The sequence below is a fragment of the Caldanaerobius fijiensis DSM 17918 genome, assembly GCF_900129075.1.
Taxonomy (GTDB): domain Bacteria; phylum Bacillota; class Thermoanaerobacteria; order Thermoanaerobacterales; family Caldanaerobiaceae; genus Caldanaerobius; species Caldanaerobius fijiensis.
Map to the genome: position 1 here is coordinate 18715 of NZ_FQVH01000027.1, position 17653 is coordinate 36367.

The 17653-nt window shown below is 34.5% G+C and carries 16 protein-coding genes and 1 pseudogene; all 17 read left to right on the top strand.

Features of this window, described 5'->3' with window-relative positions; genetic code table 11:
* Positions 1–7: 7 nt before the first annotated feature.
* Complete coding sequence (locus BUB87_RS10280; RefSeq protein WP_084111207.1) at positions 8–913, top strand: RAMP superfamily CRISPR-associated protein; 906 nt, start codon at positions 8–10, stop codon at positions 911–913.
* Positions 897–3740, top strand: a complete 2844-nt coding sequence (locus BUB87_RS10285; protein WP_073345000.1) for a CRISPR-associated protein Csx11 — start codon at positions 897–899, stop codon at positions 3738–3740. The genes BUB87_RS10280 and BUB87_RS10285 overlap by 17 nt, the downstream gene beginning before the upstream one ends.
* Position 3741: 1 nt before the next feature.
* The gene (cmr4, locus tag BUB87_RS10290; RefSeq protein WP_073345003.1) at positions 3742–4644 is read left to right on the top strand and encodes a type III-B CRISPR module RAMP protein Cmr4; all 903 of its coding nucleotides are present in this window, start codon (positions 3742–3744) and stop codon (positions 4642–4644) included.
* Entirely contained in the window at positions 4637–4999 is a 363-nt protein-coding gene (locus BUB87_RS10295; RefSeq protein ID WP_035171840.1) for a hypothetical protein, read from the top strand. Before cmr4 ends, BUB87_RS10295 begins: the two co-directional genes overlap by 8 nt.
* 1 nt (position 5000) lies before the next feature.
* Positions 5001–5927: a hypothetical protein gene (locus BUB87_RS10300; protein WP_200792810.1), complete on the top strand. Its 927-nt coding sequence runs from the start codon at positions 5001–5003 to the stop codon at positions 5925–5927.
* Positions 5928–5991: 64 nt separating this feature from the next.
* Positions 5992–6981: a DUF4351 domain-containing protein gene (locus tag BUB87_RS10305; RefSeq protein WP_073345006.1), complete on the top strand. Its 990-nt coding sequence runs from the start codon at positions 5992–5994 to the stop codon at positions 6979–6981.
* Positions 6982–7376: 395 nt separating this feature from the next.
* Positions 7377–8393, top strand: coding sequence for a DUF7309 domain-containing protein (locus tag BUB87_RS10310; RefSeq protein ID WP_073345008.1), 1017 nt, complete (start codon positions 7377–7379; stop codon positions 8391–8393).
* Positions 8394–8576: 183 nt separating this feature from the next.
* Positions 8577–9032 carry a hypothetical protein gene (locus BUB87_RS10315; RefSeq protein WP_073345011.1) on the top strand — a complete coding sequence of 152 codons (456 nt, stop codon included), beginning with the start codon at positions 8577–8579 and terminating at the stop codon, positions 9030–9032.
* Between the two features lie 321 nt (positions 9033–9353).
* A complete protein-coding gene (locus BUB87_RS10320) occupies positions 9354–11192 on the top strand; it encodes an SIR2 family protein (protein WP_159432400.1) in 1839 nt (612 codons plus the stop codon).
* A gap of 9 nt (positions 11193–11201) precedes the next feature.
* Entirely contained in the window at positions 11202–11864 is a 663-nt protein-coding gene (locus BUB87_RS10325; RefSeq protein ID WP_143156675.1) for a hypothetical protein, read from the top strand.
* Positions 11854–12882 carry an AAA family ATPase gene (locus BUB87_RS10330; protein WP_073345019.1) on the top strand — a complete coding sequence of 343 codons (1029 nt, stop codon included), beginning with the start codon at positions 11854–11856 and terminating at the stop codon, positions 12880–12882. Before BUB87_RS10325 ends, BUB87_RS10330 begins: the two co-directional genes overlap by 11 nt.
* A gap of 2 nt (positions 12883–12884) precedes the next feature.
* On the top strand, positions 12885–14102 hold the full coding sequence (locus tag BUB87_RS10335) for a hypothetical protein (RefSeq protein ID WP_073345021.1): 1218 nt from the start codon (positions 12885–12887) through the stop codon (positions 14100–14102).
* 414 nt (positions 14103–14516) lie between these two features.
* Complete coding sequence (locus BUB87_RS10340) at positions 14517–15071, top strand: hypothetical protein (RefSeq protein ID WP_073345024.1); 555 nt, start codon at positions 14517–14519, stop codon at positions 15069–15071.
* Between the two features lie 52 nt (positions 15072–15123).
* Complete coding sequence (locus tag BUB87_RS10345; RefSeq protein ID WP_200792811.1) at positions 15124–15321, top strand: hypothetical protein; 198 nt, start codon at positions 15124–15126, stop codon at positions 15319–15321.
* A gap of 12 nt (positions 15322–15333) precedes the next feature.
* The gene (locus BUB87_RS10350; RefSeq protein WP_073345027.1) at positions 15334–16254 is read left to right on the top strand and encodes a nuclease-related domain-containing protein; all 921 of its coding nucleotides are present in this window, start codon (positions 15334–15336) and stop codon (positions 16252–16254) included.
* A gap of 465 nt (positions 16255–16719) precedes the next feature.
* On the top strand, positions 16720–17172 hold the full coding sequence (locus BUB87_RS10355; RefSeq protein ID WP_159432401.1) for a restriction endonuclease: 453 nt from the start codon (positions 16720–16722) through the stop codon (positions 17170–17172).
* Positions 17173–17447: 275 nt separating this feature from the next.
* Positions 17448–17653: pseudogene (locus tag BUB87_RS10360) on the top strand (hypothetical protein); the annotation flags it as partial.

Below are 17653 nucleotides of genomic sequence, written 5' to 3' on the forward strand. Positions count from 1 at the left end.
GGTACAATTGATCTATGATTATTATCTTGATCGATGGGATAAAGAAAAAAAAGAATCATGTAAGGTTCTGCTTGGTAAGTTGAAAAAAGAAGTGAGAAATAAAATCAAGAAAAGTAAAGGCGAGATAAAAGATTTTTATCCTTCTGTTGATGATTTTTGCTGCTTTCCCCAGTACTCTGTGCTTATAAAAATTCTCTTTACATTGAAAAAACCGTACACGAGTAAAGATGAAGAGGAGTTTTATTTGCCAGAATGGGTGGAGAAAAAGAGTAATGATAAAGGAACAAAAGTGTTGGAAAACCCAATTGTCAGAGACAGGTTTACAGGGCTTCCTATTGTTAGGCCTTCGACATGGAAGGGACATTTAAGATTTGCTGCAGAAAAAGTGAAATGGAGTGATGACGCTGAAAAGGAAAGTATTATTGAACGCCTTTTTGGATCTGAGCCAAGAAAAAAGCAAGAAATGCTAAAAGGCAGGCTTTATTTTTTTACAACATTTTTTGAAGATGAAGCAGAAAAAGATATTATTACGCCGTTAAAAAGAGATACGAGGACACCTACTAACAAAGGGCCGATACCTCTTGAGGTAATGAAACCTGAAAAAGATGGATACTTTTATCTTCTTTATTTTCCATATCCTAAAAAAGGAAAATCTGAAATAAGAGAAGAGGTTAAAAAGGATTTAACGTTTCTGGGAGAGGCATTGAAATTAATGTTTTATACATATGGTTTTTCAGCAAAGAAAACATCTGGCTTTGGCGTAATAGAAGAAGAAATCAAAGAAGGAGAAATTTTATTAAAGCTTGATGGTGAATGCACAATTAAAAAAATAAAGAATTTAAATGAGTTAAATAGCGAAATCATATCTTTGTTTGGAGAGACAGGAGGTCCAAATAATGAGCGATGTCCTTGATCCTTTGAAGAAAAATAAAGATTCTATTCTAAAAGGAGAAATAGGTGCTTTACTTCACGATATTGGCAAATGCCATCCTGATTTTGTTCGAAGACAGTCCTTAGAAGGAGGACAAAAATTTTATCATGGAAATATTGATGGATTTTTAGAATCAGAATTAGTAGATAAAATTAAGTCTAAGCATTTTGAATTCCAAATAAACGGCAAAAGTTCAAGCGTCTACAAAATTATTACGGAACATCATAATCCGAAGGATAAAATTGTCGAATATTTACAAAGTTGTGATAAAATTGATAGCGCTGACGATAAAGGAATTGTGAGAGTGAAGCAATCAGTTGAAAATACACTTATTGTTTCTCCATTTGGCTATCCTAAAGAAAAAATAGACTTGCAGGTTCTCAAGAGTAGGCTAGAAGTTTTACAAAGCAATCTTATAACTCCATTTGAAGATTATATATGTGGGAAATTGGATATAAAAGGTTTTAGAAGATCATTAATTAACAATTTAAAACCAGTATTTTTACACACTCTTGGAGAAACGAGGATTCCCGCAAATGACGTTACTTTATGGGATCATTCTTATTCTACGGCATCTTTATTTAAATCTGTTTTAGCTGCACTGATGCTTGGAGAAAATTTAAGTGTAAATGATTTAAAATGGCGAATATTTGGTATATCATGGAATGGCCTTGGATTTATTAATAAAGGGAAAAAAATTGGCGATATTTTAGCGAGAAGAAAAATTATTGAAGATATAAAAGAAGAACTCAAGGATTTATGTGAGATTAAATATCCTATAGGCAACGCTATATATGAGGACATAAACGGGATGTATTTCACATTTCCGAGTCTAGAAAATAATAAAGCAGCTGAAATCGCTAAGAAACTTTCAAGTGAAGCATTGAAAATCATAACCCAAGGAAGTGAAAGTGAGCTTTGGCCTGTTTTTAAACTAAGTAGTGAATCGCGGGGTTTAATAATTATTGCCAAGGAGTTAGATTTTGCGGAAAGAGAGAGAAAAATTCCCAGACAAACGCCTGTTTTATACATCAAAGAGGAATCAAATAAAGAATACATTGGAAACCCATGCCTTTCTAATTCACAGGGGGGTAATAAAGATATTTGTCCTGTTTGCAGGTTGAGGCCTAAAGATATAGATAAAGAAATGTGTGCTATTTGCGAAGATAGAAAAAGAGATAGACTGGCAATATGGTTTTCGGACAGACAAAATACAATATGGCTGGATGAGGTAGCGGATGTAAATAATCGCATAGCTTTGGTGTCTATAAATTTTGGTCTTGATAAATGGCTTGACGGCACAATGATAAATACAATTTATTCCCAAACATTTGAGGATTGGGCAAAAGGAAAAGAAAATAATGTTAAAGTTCAAAGAATCTTGAAAGACAATAATATTTTACAAGGGAAAAATCTTTATCAAAATGCTCTTAATATAGCAAAATGGATTGCAAATAATGTAACAAAAACAGAGACAGGACCACTAATTAGATATTTTTTGGAAAAAGGAGATGAAAAAAATATTCCTGATGAAATTAAGAAAGATCATAATTCATTATTAAGATATTTATTTACGCAAAATCCATCTCCTGCGCGTTTGTACAGGATATGGAGAGAAACCGAGGAGTTTTCTGAGATTGTTACCAGGGACATTAAAGAGAGGATATATTATTATGGTTGGAGAAGAATCAGATTTAAAGTAGATTATGAGGAGCTGAAGAAAAAGGTAGGAAAAAATATAAAGGTGAGGGCTCCCTATGTAATTAAAATAAAGAATTTAAAGCCCGAGAGTATACTTGTATTTCACATGAGTAACGGCGAATTTTATACGATAGAATCCCTTGAAAAATTTAAGTTTAGCGATAAAGAGGGAGAGCTGGCAGTACGGCAGGCACTAGAGGAAGGCTTCTATTATTTAGCTGATGAGAAAGATGTAGATGAAATTTTATTATCAAATGAAAATGAAGTTATAAAGGCTGATAGCAATAGTTTGCAATCTGAAAGTTATTATCCATTTATAGAAATAACTAAAACACCACTTTCTCTTCGCTTGATAGTACCTGCAGAGGATTCAATAAAAATAATTGAGTTAGTAACAAAATTGTTTAATGAGAGATTTGAAAAAGTTCTCGGGAAATTACCTTTAAATATTAAATTGCTTGCTGCGAATAGAAAATTTCCACTTTATGTTCTTCTGGATTCAGAAAAGAGAATGTTGGAAGAAAAAGAATTTAAAGAGGCAAAGGAAATGAAACCCTGGTGGAACACCATAGGTATAAGGAATGATAAGTATTATAGCTTTTACCCTATAAAACGATTAAGTGAAAATGAAAAATATACACTTGATGATTTGGACAGGCTTTCTAAAGCGAAGAGCTATTTTCTGTATCCCGGTTATTTTGATTTTGACTTTCTTGTAGGAACGTCTGACAGATACAGGATATATTATGAGCGTGGTAAGAGAGGAAATTCAGAATATAAACTATACACATCAAGGCCGTATTATTTTTATCAGATATCAGAGATGATTGAACTATGGGAAGTACTTAAAAATAATCTTTCAAATTCACAGATAAATTTTATCGAAGAAATGCTTATAAGAAAATTAAAGGAATGGAGAGATATAAAGGATAAAGATAAGGTGTTTAAAGAATTTGCAAAAGCCACATTAGCGGATGCTTTTGGAGATAAATGGAGTGGTTTAGAAGATAAAACAAAATATTTTCTTGTGGAGTCCGCTTGCAATAAATTTTTGCTTGATATAATATGTTTGTTTAAGCATGTTATAAAGGTAAGGGAGGTTCGTTAACATGAGTAATTTTGTAGAGATCAAAAAGGTTTATGCAAGGACCCTTGATCCTGTACATATCGGCGAAGGGGGATACAGGCTAGGAAGAGTAGATAATACAATTGTTAGAGATCCTGCTACAGATGTACCCAAAATACCGGGTACTTCTATGGCAGGGGTTACAAAGGAATTTTATATAATACATTTAATGGAAAATGATGAGAATTGCAAAAATAATAGGGATAATGCAGAAGAGGAAGTAAAATCCTACTTTGGCGATGAGCAAAAACAAGGGATAATCAGGTTTTACGATGGCCAGATAATATTCTTTCCTGTTTCATCGTCCCAGGGAACTGTGTGGGTTACCACAAGAGAACTGCTTGAATACTGGTTTGAAGATAATAAAGAAATAAAAACCATACTGAATAATATTGAAGATGATAATGTTAAGGATAATGCCAGCGCGATAAAAGGAATTGAATCTGATGGTCTTTTAAATCTTGGATGGATTTTATTGGAGGTTAGAAAGGATTTAGATGTAACTTTACCTGATATAGATAATTGGGTTAAGAAGGTAGTTGTGGTTTCAGATAAATTGTTTTCACATATAGTAAATGATAACCTTGAGATCAGAACTTCCGTGAGGATTAATCCAGAAACAGGTACTGCAGAGGAGGGAGCACTTTTTACCTATGAGGCAATACCAAGGGGTACGGTTTTAGGTTTTGAGATTGGGATAGATAAACGTAAAAATGTTAGAAAAGATGCTAAAAATTTAAAAGATATAATAAGTATAATAGATCACGTTTCTCCATACTTTAAACTTCTTGGTATAGGAGGAATGGGAACGAGGGGCTTTGGCAGAATCGAGTTAAAAATATCAGAAGTAGATTCAAAGAGCAAGGGGGAAAAGGCCGATGCTTAATCTCGACTATGTTTGTATTGAAGTTGGTCAGAATATGCCAAAAGGGAAGGATGCTCAAAACAATATACGGAAAGCCCTTGGAATATTACAAGAAGACGGCGTTTATGCGATGTTTTTATGGCTTGAAGACAAAGGAAAAGATATAAAAGAAAAATTAGTTGAATTATTAAACAAACGAGAGATAAAAAAATACCTTCTGGATAGCGATGAAGATTCGTTCCTTAATGATGATTTCTATAAGTTTTGTGAAAAATTAAAAGTTGTTGCTGAAAATCTTGACAAGCTTCTTTTTCTCAAAAAAATTATCGCGCATACTTTAACCTATGCTTTATACCATGCAAAAGTTGGTGAGTGATGTGAACGGAAACAGATGGGAAAGACTTGATGTTGTGTATAGATTAAAAAGTCCTCTTCACATTGGTTATATGCCTTTTAAAGGTTCTGTAGTTTCGCCTACAAGGTATTATGTGCTTGGTAGAAATTTTTGGGGCGCTGTTACAAAAAGAATTACGGAGCATTTATATAAAGATCCTGATTCAGAAATGTATAAAAAAATCGGAAGACAAATTATGGATAATTTTAGATTTTCATATTTCTATATTTACGATGAAGAAAATGTATATACCCCAGAATACACCGACGATGGTTTGAAATTTGGATATAAAAACAAAATATCTTCATATGAGTTTGAACACAAGTTTATAGGCAGTAGAATTTTGACAGCAATAGATTTTTCTTCGGGAACGGCTAAAAATGAAAGCTTACATGAAATTGAATTCATAAACAATAAGTTTAAGGATGGAAATGGGAATTTAAAAGATACGAAAATTATAGGATGTATATGGATAAAAAAAGACGCTAAAATTGAAGGCAATTACATTAAAAGTAATGATTCTGATGTTAACTCGGGAATTTTTATTGGCAATTTTAATATAATCGAAGAGTTGATCCTTGGCGGTGAATCAAAGTATGGTTTTGGCCATGTTTTACTTGAATCAATAAATAAGTGCAATTTTCAATTGAAATCAGAAGAATCAGAAGAAAATGTAAAGATAGAAATAGAGAAGTCCTTACCGGCTCACTTAAAATACGATGAAAATATAAAATTTAAAGGTGACGTAGAGCTTTTAAGTGGAAGAGGTTATTTTGATCCAAAAAAAGAGTCTAATAGCTCAATTAAACCGGGCTATGTAGTTTCACAACCTGAATATTATTTTTCACCTGGAACCGTAATTGATTCATTTGTTGGAGAAATAAATTGGGACGGAACTATTGGAAAGTAAATGTACATCATCATGAACACAGATTATGGTATAATAAAATCGGAGAGAATTGAAGGAGATTATTATGGATGAAATAACCAATGATTGGCATAGTGATTTTTATGCAGCTATCAGAGAGATTTTTAAAAATGAAAAGGATAAAATTGATATAATACAAGAACAGTACCTATCAAAAGAACCGCTGCGGATAGATGTGATAGTAGTTAAGAAGAATGACGACTATGGTATTGACAAACAAATAGCAAGGATCTTTAAAAAGTATAACATCATAGAATACAAATCACCAGAAGATTATGTATCAATAGACGATTATTTTAAAGGATTAGGTTACGCATATACTTACAAATCCATAATGAATGATTATGAGAAGACCAATAAAAAGATTGATGACATAAAAATAGAAGAAGTGACATTAAGTTTTGTAAGTAATTCATATCCACGAAAATTAACTAAATTTCTGAAGAAATACGGCATAAATGTAGAGAAATTTGATGATGGTATATACTATGTAAAAGGCGAATGGATATCAATACAGTTAGTGGTATTAAAAGAGCTGAAAAATGTAAAAGAGAATTATCCTGTGATATTATTGAGCGATAATGTATATTTTGGAGAAGCATTCGAAGAATTACTAAAAAGCATAAATGACGTAAAAGATAAGGATGAGAAGATAAGGTTATTGGAAGCGGCTTTTAGGGTAAATATAAAGAAAGCTGTGGAGGTGTTTAAAATGTACAGCGATAGAGTGAATGAAGAGACCCAGGAGTATATAATAAAGACATTAAAAGAGGCTAATCTCAAAATATATACAGAAGAGGAATTAAAAGAAAGAGAAGAAAAAGGCATTGAAAAAGGTATTGAAAAGGGCATTGAGAAGGGTATTGAGAAGGGCATAGGCAAAACCTTAATAAGGCTTTTAACAAGAAAGTTTGGAGACATTTCTTCTGATTACAAAAAGAAGATAGAAAATGCCAATGAACGTACCTTAACTGAAATAGTTGATCACATATTTGAGATTAATAAGATAGAAGACTTGGATGAGTATTTGAAGTAATGTGTATTCCACCTTAATTTTACGGTGGTTATTTTTTATTTATTAATTAATTATCGTGTTTTTTACAAACTACAGTGGGAGACAAGCGGTGTAATGTCAAGTAGTATTTCTTGAAACCTTGAAAGATAAAGGCCTCAAAAACTCTAAAAAAGGCAACACTTAACATCACCAATCTCAGCCACAAGGCCCGCGGCTAATACATCACCGATGCCTTAAATAGTAATCTATTGTTGCCATGACTCAAGACAAAATTAACAAGATTCTTCATAGGTATAACAGCGATCTCATCAGGAGTATATGAGAAGATATAAATTAAACTTTGAAAATAGTGTGTTTTACATGTAGAATAAAAATATAAGTAAAAATTTAAAAATAAGTGAAAGGAATTTTGAACAATGGATAAAAAAGCAACTTTAGATGAGTGGCGAGAACTTTATAAAGTAGCTTCTGAAGTTAAAGAATTAAGGCCATGGGAGCATTTGTGGGATATGGATTTAATAACTATACTTCACCCTGCTATGAGTGAACCTGTTTATTGTAGTGTAATGGGAAAGAGCGGAGAGTGTTTTTGTATTGCAAGTTATTATGGCTTTGAAGCGTTTAATAGGCTTATGGCAATGATTCAAAGAGATGATATTCCACCTGAGCAGGTAATAAGGTTTCAAGAGGATAATGTTATTATCTGTTTTTTTGGTGACAGGGAAGAATTGTTTAAGGAAGAACTACAGATTATCAAAGATTTGGGGTTAAAATTTAGAGGGAAAAATAACTGGATTTACTTTCGCTCATTTAAAAAAGGTTATTCACCATATATTTTAGATGAAGATGAAGTATTAAAAGAAACAGAAATTTTGAAAAATTTATACATGGCTCTTCAGGCATATTTAGAAGGTAAAATTAAAGTGAACTTTGAAAAAGGCGTGACATTGCTTCGTAGATATGATGAGGAAACGAAGCAATGGCTTAATTGTGAAGCGCCGCTTTTCTCAGTACCTCCTGCCTATAAAAAAGTGTTTTTAAAAGACGAGGTGTCAATTTCTAGGCTTAATAAACAGCAAACTATAAATAGTATATTGGAATTAGATATAGCCTATGTGCAAGGGAGCATAAAAGATAAAAAATATGAAAGGCCACTATCTATTAGAATATGTGTTTTGGCTGATTCTAGGACGGGAATTGTGCTTGATCAAAAGTTACTTTCTCCAAAAGATGATGAGATATCTGAAATTTTGAGAATGATTATTGACTATATTTTACAAACTGGAAAACCCAAAAGGGTTTATGTAAGAGATGAATACATAAGGAGCATAATAGAAGATATATGCAATAATATCAATATAGAGTTGAAAATTAGGGGACGTTTAAATGCCATTGATAACTTTATAAAAATTTTAGAGCAGAGAGGATTTTAAGAATTTTTAATCAAAAATAACTTAAAGTGAAAAGTAGATATATGAAATAAATATAAAATAGAGAAGTCCATACCAGCTCACTTAAAATACGATGAAAATATAAATATATTAAATATATAAATTAGAAACCAAAAACAGCGAGAAGCTTATCGCCACGTTGGGTATAGAAGGGATTGCAGTATCATGCAAAGAAAAAGAATGAATATTGAAGGTGAGATCCTTAAAAAGTTTGTGGAGATGGCACATAAATATGGTTATAATGTATTTAAAGGGCAAGGAAAAGACAACCGGATAATTATTGATGGTAACACCTACTTTCAGTTTGGTGACCTAAGGGTTGATACTGAAACTTATCACATTGTGATTGAAGCAGAAAGTGCTGGTGGTGTTACGAACCTAGTTAAATATTGGTATTGTTTAGAAAAAAATCTAGATATTATAAAAAAGCCTATTGTCCTTTTTCATGTGTTTCATCAAAGTAGCGAAGCGGATTACGGATCTCATTTATCTCTTTGGCGTTTCCTTCGGGATAAAATGCAAACAGCAGTTGGTGATAAAATAAAAGCTGCTTGTTATACTTATAAAAATTATGAGGATATAGAAGCGATAGTGAATGATTTTGAAAAATATTTAGTATAGCAACGGCTTAGTGTTGTTTACGATAGTTATAAAAGGTTTGTTTTAGCAAAAACAGGATGGTTCCTGTTTTTATTTTGTCGAGATATGTCGAAATATTTTTAATGTTTGTGTTGTTATTTACAGGATTAAGTCATAGAGTGTCACCATTGGGCTAAATAAGTAAAACGTACAATTTAATAGTGGTTAATGAGAAGTTTGGACAAAATGGCAGGGAGGAGGTATTCGGGATATATAGTCCCGATGTGTGATAAGATGGTCGCGAAAAGAGAACCCAAAACTACATTTGACCGATTGCTCACAAGATTGCTCGAGGGAATGGTTGTGCCGTTTATCGGTGCGGGTGTTTCTTACGAAGCTAAACATCGTGGAGGAATCACTGACCTCACGATAACGAGTAAAATGCAAAATCGCGTTTTTGAAGCTTTGAAGGAAAAATGTGCAAGTCAAAAATGTTGTAAATCATGTGTAGTTAAAAAAGAAGTGTGTAATGGGGGGAGTAGGGATAAACCCAATATATCCTTTGATAAGGTCTGTGAGCTTTGGGAGTGGTCCTGCTCAGAAAATCATCAGATCGAGACATGTAGGAGATTTGAACTAATCTACGACATTTTAAAGATCCCTGAATTTGCAAATGTAGAGCCTACCGATGCTCACTATTACATTGCATTTCTTGCAAGGGAGGGACTTATAGACGAAGTAATTACCACCAATTATGATACGTGTATGGAACAAGCTTATTGTAATACTTTTGGATTGAAATATCCCTTGATGGGAGATGATTCTCCGGCTTTGGTGATAGATACACTCTCAGAATATCGTGACAAGGCAGGAAGACAATTTACAAGCGGGCCAAAACCACGGCGGTGTCTTAAGGTTTATAAAATAAACGGATGTGCCGGAAAGCTGCCTCCAAAGCAAGATCATGTTCAGAATGGACAATGTAAATGTAAAAGTATTCTTTTGACCGAAAGAGATCTGCAGCACTGGCGACATCGCAGTTGGGCAAGGGATCTTTTCCGCGATCGAATGCGTTCGCGCACCCTTCTTTTCTCCGGTTTTGGCAGTGATGAACCGCAGGTACGCTTTACAGTTATGCAGGTCTGTGAGGAGTTTGCTTTGCAAGAGAAGGATAGTACCCAGTCCGGTACAAATAGTAATGACGAAATTTGGACCAAGCCGAATGCACCTTTTATAGCTGCTTATGGAAATGAGCTTACCTTAAGTCAAACACAAATATTGCACGCCTTTGCTCACTACTCTAATGCATCGATCAGCCCGAAAGACCTCAATGCAAATTCTTTTCTTGGTTCAGATATTGAGTTTTTTGATTCAAAGGATAGTTCAGGTACACAGGTACTGGAAGCCGATATATTCTGGAAGCGCGTTTTCCAGGCAGCTTTTTGGCGGCTTTTGAGGGAAGAATGCAGGCGCGATGGTGCTGCCGCGTCCTTTCTCTCGTTGTCATTACCTTGTGCTAGCGCACTTATGGTCGAAGTTCTCGATTGGTTAGCTCCTGAAAATAACTCGGGGTTCAATTTCGGACGTTTTCCAGAAATGCTTGACTTAAAAGAAGGTGAAAGAAGAGTTATTCCTCTGATGAGATGGGTAGAACGGGTACGTGGAATTCAACCTGAGGTAAAGGAAGGCTTGTACAGCAATCTTATTGAAAATTCAGTGTTAATAATGATTGTGTTAATGTTAATCTATTTATTATTATTAAATGATTCATATGAACCTAATAATGATATTACCTGGCAGCTACTGAATAACATGATCGGCGATAAAGATGGCCCCTTGGGTCTATATATTGATACATCCCATATATTTAGTGGTGCAAATATTAGGCTCTACATTATCCATAGAGATGTAGCAAGCTACTTACCTCAAAAAATATTGTGGAGTGAAGACAAGAAAATTAGTACAGCTATACAGATAGTGGTCGGTAATTGGCAGGCAAGTACTCGCAGAATATGGTTGGTTAATAAGAAGAATGATGATATAAAGGTAGTTACGGTTCGCCAGATCTCATTTTTACAGTTGTTAGGACATGCCCATAATGTTCGAGAGGCCAAGAAGACATTTCACGATAATCTTAGAAGAACTTTTATATTGACCGACGAGGGACGTCGCCGTGTGCGTCTCAGGACGGAACCATTATAGTTTAATGAGGTGAGGAACTTGGTGGATAAATCTTCTAAATTAAATGAATGGAAGCTCGATTTAGATATAGAATCGCTAATGGACTATACAGGTTGCAAGGATCTCGGTCTTGTCGTAAAGGGTATTTATATATCAGAGGTAGCTCTGGCTGTCTACCTTTCTTGGGAACGTAGAGTTTCTGAAACTAACAGAACCCAAGAGTGTCTTGGTCGACTTCTACGTTTTTTATCCAGTTATGCAGAAGAGTTGGAGCTGGTAGTTCCGGTATTGTGTTTGATTCATGTTCTAGAAGGAGTCGATGCTGAAATCAAAAATAAGCTGAATCAGTGGGCTGCCGATCAGGATTGGCATCGAGGAGACTTTTCCATTGTTGTTTTAAGCGAAGATAAGGATGAAAATAAAGATGTCGAGGATATTATTCGGAAGATATTAGGAACAGCCTCTACAGCCTGGCCACAGATAGAACTGAAACCTCGAGATATTAAAGCTATCATTAATAGTTTTCAAAGCGAGATGCGGTCTAGGCGAACTTCGGAGGAACACGCAAGCCTACTGGCCGCTATAGCCCAATCTTTGGATGAAGGAACCGATAAGCCTATTCAAAATTGGTTAAATGAGAGGATGGAAGACATATATAAGCTCATGGAGGGGAGAAAGGGCAGTGAACGATAAACATGTATCGCGTATAAAGTCGATAAAACTTTGCAGGTTTAGGGGGTTTGTAAATGATACTCCGATTGAATTAAATACCGACGCTGATATTGTGTTGCTGAGGGGCCCCAATGGTTTCGGCAAAACGAGTTTTGTCGATGCGCTTTGCCTTTTATTGAATCGTCATTATTATTCAGAAAGGTTACCATTATCTTCGTGCAATGGGGAAAATCATGGTGAAACTTATATTGAGGCAGTTGTTAAATATGCTGAAAACCAAAGCGATACTGTGAAGGTGACTGTCATGGAAAATTCGAAAAAACAACCTGAGATTGTACCTTTGGAAAGCTCATGGATCGGCGGTATTTCAAAGGAATTGGCTGCGCGTTGCAGTTTTTTTTACCAGGACCTCTTGAGCAAACTTTTTGAAGAGGAGGATGCTCAGGTTGGACTTTTAGAATTTCTCAGCCCAAAACCTGAAAATGTACAGAAAGCCCAGGATGCGGTGAGACAAGCGCTGAAACAATGGAAGGCTGATTCTGACAATATATTGAAAAGTTTTGCTCAAAAGGATTTTCTCGGCGAAGGTGATATCAGTGAAAAGAGAAAAAAGGCGGTGATTGCTTTCAGAGACGCATGGAATGAAATGGTAAAAGTAGCACGGACGGAAATGCAGATTACACTTCCTGAAAGGGATAGGAATTGGTTATTTTTGATAAATTCAGAGAATCTGCGAGCAGGATGGCAGAGTGAGTTGAGAAGTTTGGGTGCGGAATGTTTGGATTTGCTTATGCCTAATGGAATGCAGCTTGGTACAGATGAAAAGCCTTCTGTAGTCTTACATTTTATAGAAGAAGCTATGTCTCAATTACGGTATAAAGTAATAAATCAAATGGCTGGAACTAGAGAAAAGCTCAAGTTGCTTCTAGATGATATACCTAACGATGCTCAGGTGTTTCCACCTAGTAATTGGCCTGAAAAGGAAAAGGAAATAAGCAGGTTATCGAAGGAAGTCCGTAAGCTGGAGATGCAAAATTAACATTGTTTGAAAAACTGGAGCGGCACTTTGATAACCCAAAAGGACCGAATCTGGTGGAAGTTTTGACGGCTCTGCGAGATCAAGGTAAAATGTGGCTTGAAGTGCCTGAAGTTAGTTCGGATATTAGCCCGCCTTTATCTATTATCGAATGGCTCCGAAAGATTGGGATAGATGATCTTGACAGGCTAGTTGATCGGCTTGAGGAATGGCAGTCGCGTATCGGTCAAAAGCGCTTTGAACTTCAACAAAGGGTTTTTGACAAGCAGAAGGAAATGCAAAATCAGAGTATGCTTTTAGAGAAATCAAAAAAAATCTTTTATTTGTTAGAGCAAACCGGATTAAATTCCGAATTAAAGGACTTTAAAAATAGCGATACACCTATACCTTCTTCTATCTTAAAAGAAAGAATGTCATCTTTTACAGCTCAACCGAGCCAACTTCATTCCGCGATAGATCGCGTTCAAGAAGCAATATCGCAATGGATCCAGGTAGAGGAACTCGACGAAAGACGAATATCTGCTTTACAGCAAAAAGAAAGTTATATCAGGGTAAAGGAGTATATAGACATAGTTTCAGAAGCATTGAAGAAAGAAACAGGAAAAAATTCGGTGTTAAACGCGGCACTTCTTCCGCCGAAGAATGTTCTTAAGGAACTAGAAAAAAATATAAACGAGATTTTGGAACGTTTTCGTATTGTAGAAGGTATCTGCCCTGTTTGCTTGGAAATTAAACGAAGCAAAGGCGCAAAATCTGGTGATACGTTGCAGGTTTATGCGGCAGATGGTCGACCACTCAAGGCCTTTTCAACTGGTCAAAAAGCTCAGTTAGGCCTTGCTCTACTACTTGGTCTTAACTATTCTCTTAATAGATACATCGGACATAACATTATAGCCTTAGATGACGTAACTACTGTCTTCGATATGGCTCAGCTGCCGCGAACTGCTGCACTAATCAGACAGATTGCTTATGCACCCGGAGAAATTTCTGCCAGACGTCAGGTTTTTATTGTGAGCCACCACGAGGATCTGACAAACCGTCTCCTTGACTTTCTTATTCCTCCGGAAGGTAGGGAACTGCGAATTTTGAATTTCGTTGACTGGAGTCAGTCTGATGGGCCGAAAATTGAGCAGAGAAAAGCTGTTCCCGGGCTTGAAGTGTCCAAAGATAGCAGAAAAAAATTGGCACATGTACTTGATACTATATGTAAGAGGAATTATTAAGGAAAGATAGAATAACTTCTTTATTGTCCGTTAAAATCCCTAAGTTTCTGCTGTGTTGATATGAAACGTTATACGTCAATGGTATGAGCACTCGGGATATTCAAGAAACATTTTGCAGAGGATATATGGCTTTGAGGCTTTCATACAACGAATACTGAAAGCTTGAGAACATAGCGATAGAGTATGGCGTGATGGAGAGGCTCAAAATGTCTACGCGGTGCCTGGTGATTTTGTTGGGATAGAAGATGTCGTAATCATGGATACAGTTAAAGGAACTTAAAAAGAGAAAAGCGGAATATTTGTGAAGGGAGAAAAAATTAATTAGGAACACTTCCCTTTCATAATTTTATAAGTATGTAATTACAATATATGGAAATAATTTTTATAAAGTGTTATGGACTTGGAAGAGGAAGTATGATAAAGGAACAAATGGGTTTTGTTATAAAAGAAGGTGGAAACATGTTTGATAAAGGATTTGGTAGTGACATTAGGTTTACTTTTGATGTTGGCTTTGATAAAAGTTTGAAGTCAACTCTTCGTAGTTTTTTGTTGGAATATGAACAACGTGGTATTGTTGATGATATTAAAGAGTTTTTTAATTGGCTATTGGATAATTTAAAGAATGATATAAAAACGATAAAGGAAAACAATTATGAATGCTTGTATGATGAATATCACCGAGTAGAGAAATTATTGAAAAATAAGAGTGACTATATAAGTAACTATGATTATTTAAATTTGCTGAACTATGATTCACTGCAAAGATTAAAGAAAATACTTTTAAGCTATAAAGAGGGATATGCAGTTTTTCAAAATTATAGAAAGGATATTAATTTTTATAACGACTTGTTAGCTTGGTATGAAGATATACCTGAAGATTTAATTATGTTTATAAAAAATTTATATGAAAAGCAATTTGAGGATTATTTAAATGCTTATATACTAAAAGATACAGTGGAAATGCAGTGATGAGTGTAATTTTGCTGCATAAAAGGGGTGTTGAGATGGAAGATAAGTACAAATGGAAGAAGATCTGGATGGAAATATAATATATCAGATCTCCCAAAACATGAGTTTTTCTGCTTTTTTCTTAAGGGATACAATAAGAATTTTAATAAATAAATTTAGTTTGAATACAGAATCTGTCGTTAGCTATTTACTTGCATCTCCTATTCTTGAGAAGGTAAGAAAAGACTTTCTTGTTAAAGGAAAAATGTAAGGAGGAAGAAAAATGTTAGCCCGTTTTGTAGAGCAGGATAAAGAAATAAAAAAGCTTTTTTATCAGAAAATCAACGAAAAAGAAGAAAGAGAAAAACAAAAACATTTAGACAAGATTAGTGAAGGTTTTTTGGGCTGGTTATTAGAACCTATTGCAGATGTCGCTTATACATGGAGGCGCAATTCTGAAAAAGAACAGGGAAGTAGTGGAGAAAATTCAGTTGGTTGGGCATTACATTTATGGCTTCCAGGCGATGCAGTTATTGTAAATGACCTTGTTTTAGAGGTAGAGCCTGATGAGTTTATACAAGTCGATCACCTTGTGTTAAGTACAAATGGAATTTTTGTATTGGAGACAAAATCATGGGATGGGACTTTTTTGGGTACAAAAGATAAATGGCGTATGAAACAGGGGAATAAGTGGATTGAAGTTCAAAGCCCTACTAAACAAAATGAAAGGCATATTAAGTTATTTAAAAAATGGTTAGAAGAAAATTTGTCTAATTTATATGAGAAGGTTAAAGAACATATATATCCCATTGTTGTATTTAAACGTGCTAAATGGGTAAAAGCTAAAGATTGCAGCATGCCTGTTGTTATTGGAGGAATGGAAGCTGTTGGAGAGATTAAAAAAGTAAAAGGAGAAAATATATCTGAGCAGGATATTAATTTAATTATTGAAGCTGTAAAAAATGCTAAACCACTAGATCATGAAGAATGGAGCAAAAAACATAGCAAAGAAAAGGAAAAAAATAAAGGAAAATACCAAGTCACGACAGGGAAAACCTCGACTGGTAAAATGTATGTAAGAATTGTGGGAAAGAAAAAAGATGCAGAAAAAGTTGCAGAGGAGTATAGGAAGCAAAATTATACAATAAGTGAAATAAGGCAAGATAAGAAAGATGAAAGTGCATGGTTTTTTTATTATTCTTGAGGAATAAACGTTTACGATAGTAAAAAGGACCAATTCGCCTCAAAATATAGCCCGCTTCTTCCTAAAGAATTACAGGTTAAAATGCATGAGGCGCATTATGTTGATATTGAAGGTGTACTCGATTTTTTAAATCGCTATTGTATTCGAGAAATCAGGCTATAGAACAAAGTGAAATTGGCTTATATCAACAAGCTGAAGGTTACATATCAAGCCATGAAAGAGAGAAAATAGAAGATAAAAGGGAGTGGTAAATTTGGGGAAAAGCGATGGGAGATAAGGGATCCAATTTATGGTTTTATAAAAATAAATGAATGGGAGAGAAGAGATAAAGCGATAGGTATTATGCGACGGGAGAGTTTTATTGATGGAAAACAATGAATTTGTAAGGTATGCTTCTATTTGCATATAATTAAAGAAATGAACAAATCGGGGTACATATTAGGTAAAACAGCATTAGTTAAGTTGGTGTATCTATTACAGGAAAGATATAATGTACCTATGGGCTATGATTTCAGTTTATATACTTATGGCCCTTTTGCGAAAGAGATATTAGATGATCTGGATTATTTATCATTTTTGGATGCTGCAAAAGTTATGTGGAATAATGGTGGATACAATATATTACCAGGTAAAGAATTAGTGATGGAGGATATAAGTGAAAAAGCAAAATCGTTTATTGATAAGTATGGAGCTACTATAAGTAATACAGTAAAAGAGTTTAGAAAATTACATGCAAAATCCCTGGAGTTGATCACAACTATACATTACGTTGTAAATGATTATAAAGAAAATAATATTAAGTTCACAAAAGAGGATATATCAAAGTTAATACATGAAATCAAACCATATTTTAGTCAACAGGATATTTTAAATAAAATTAATGAGCTGGAAACAGAGAAGTTGATTACGTTAGATTAGAAAGCATTGTTTACCATTATATTTGAAGGCTATTGTGACTGTGCATCATTATGGTACAATACAGAATAAAGAAAAAAGCTAAAGTTATGGCTTATTTATAGGCTCTCTGGGACCATACAGAAAACCCTATATGAGATACTGAGCAGTTACGTGCCGCAAGTTACTATATTGATTACATAAAAACCAATGCTTAATAGCTTAAAAGAGGTAAGTGTACATCATCATGAACACAGATTATGGTATAATAAAATCGAAGAGAATTGAAGGAGATTATTATGGATGAGATAACCAATGATTGGCATAGTGATTTTTATGCAGCTATCAGAGAGATTTTTAAAAATGAAAAAGATAAAATTGATATAATACAAGAACAGTTCCTGTCAAAGGAACCGCTGCGGATAGATGTGATAGTAGTTAAGAAGAATGACGACTATGGTATTGACAAACAAATAGCAAGGATCTTTAAAAAGTATAACATCAT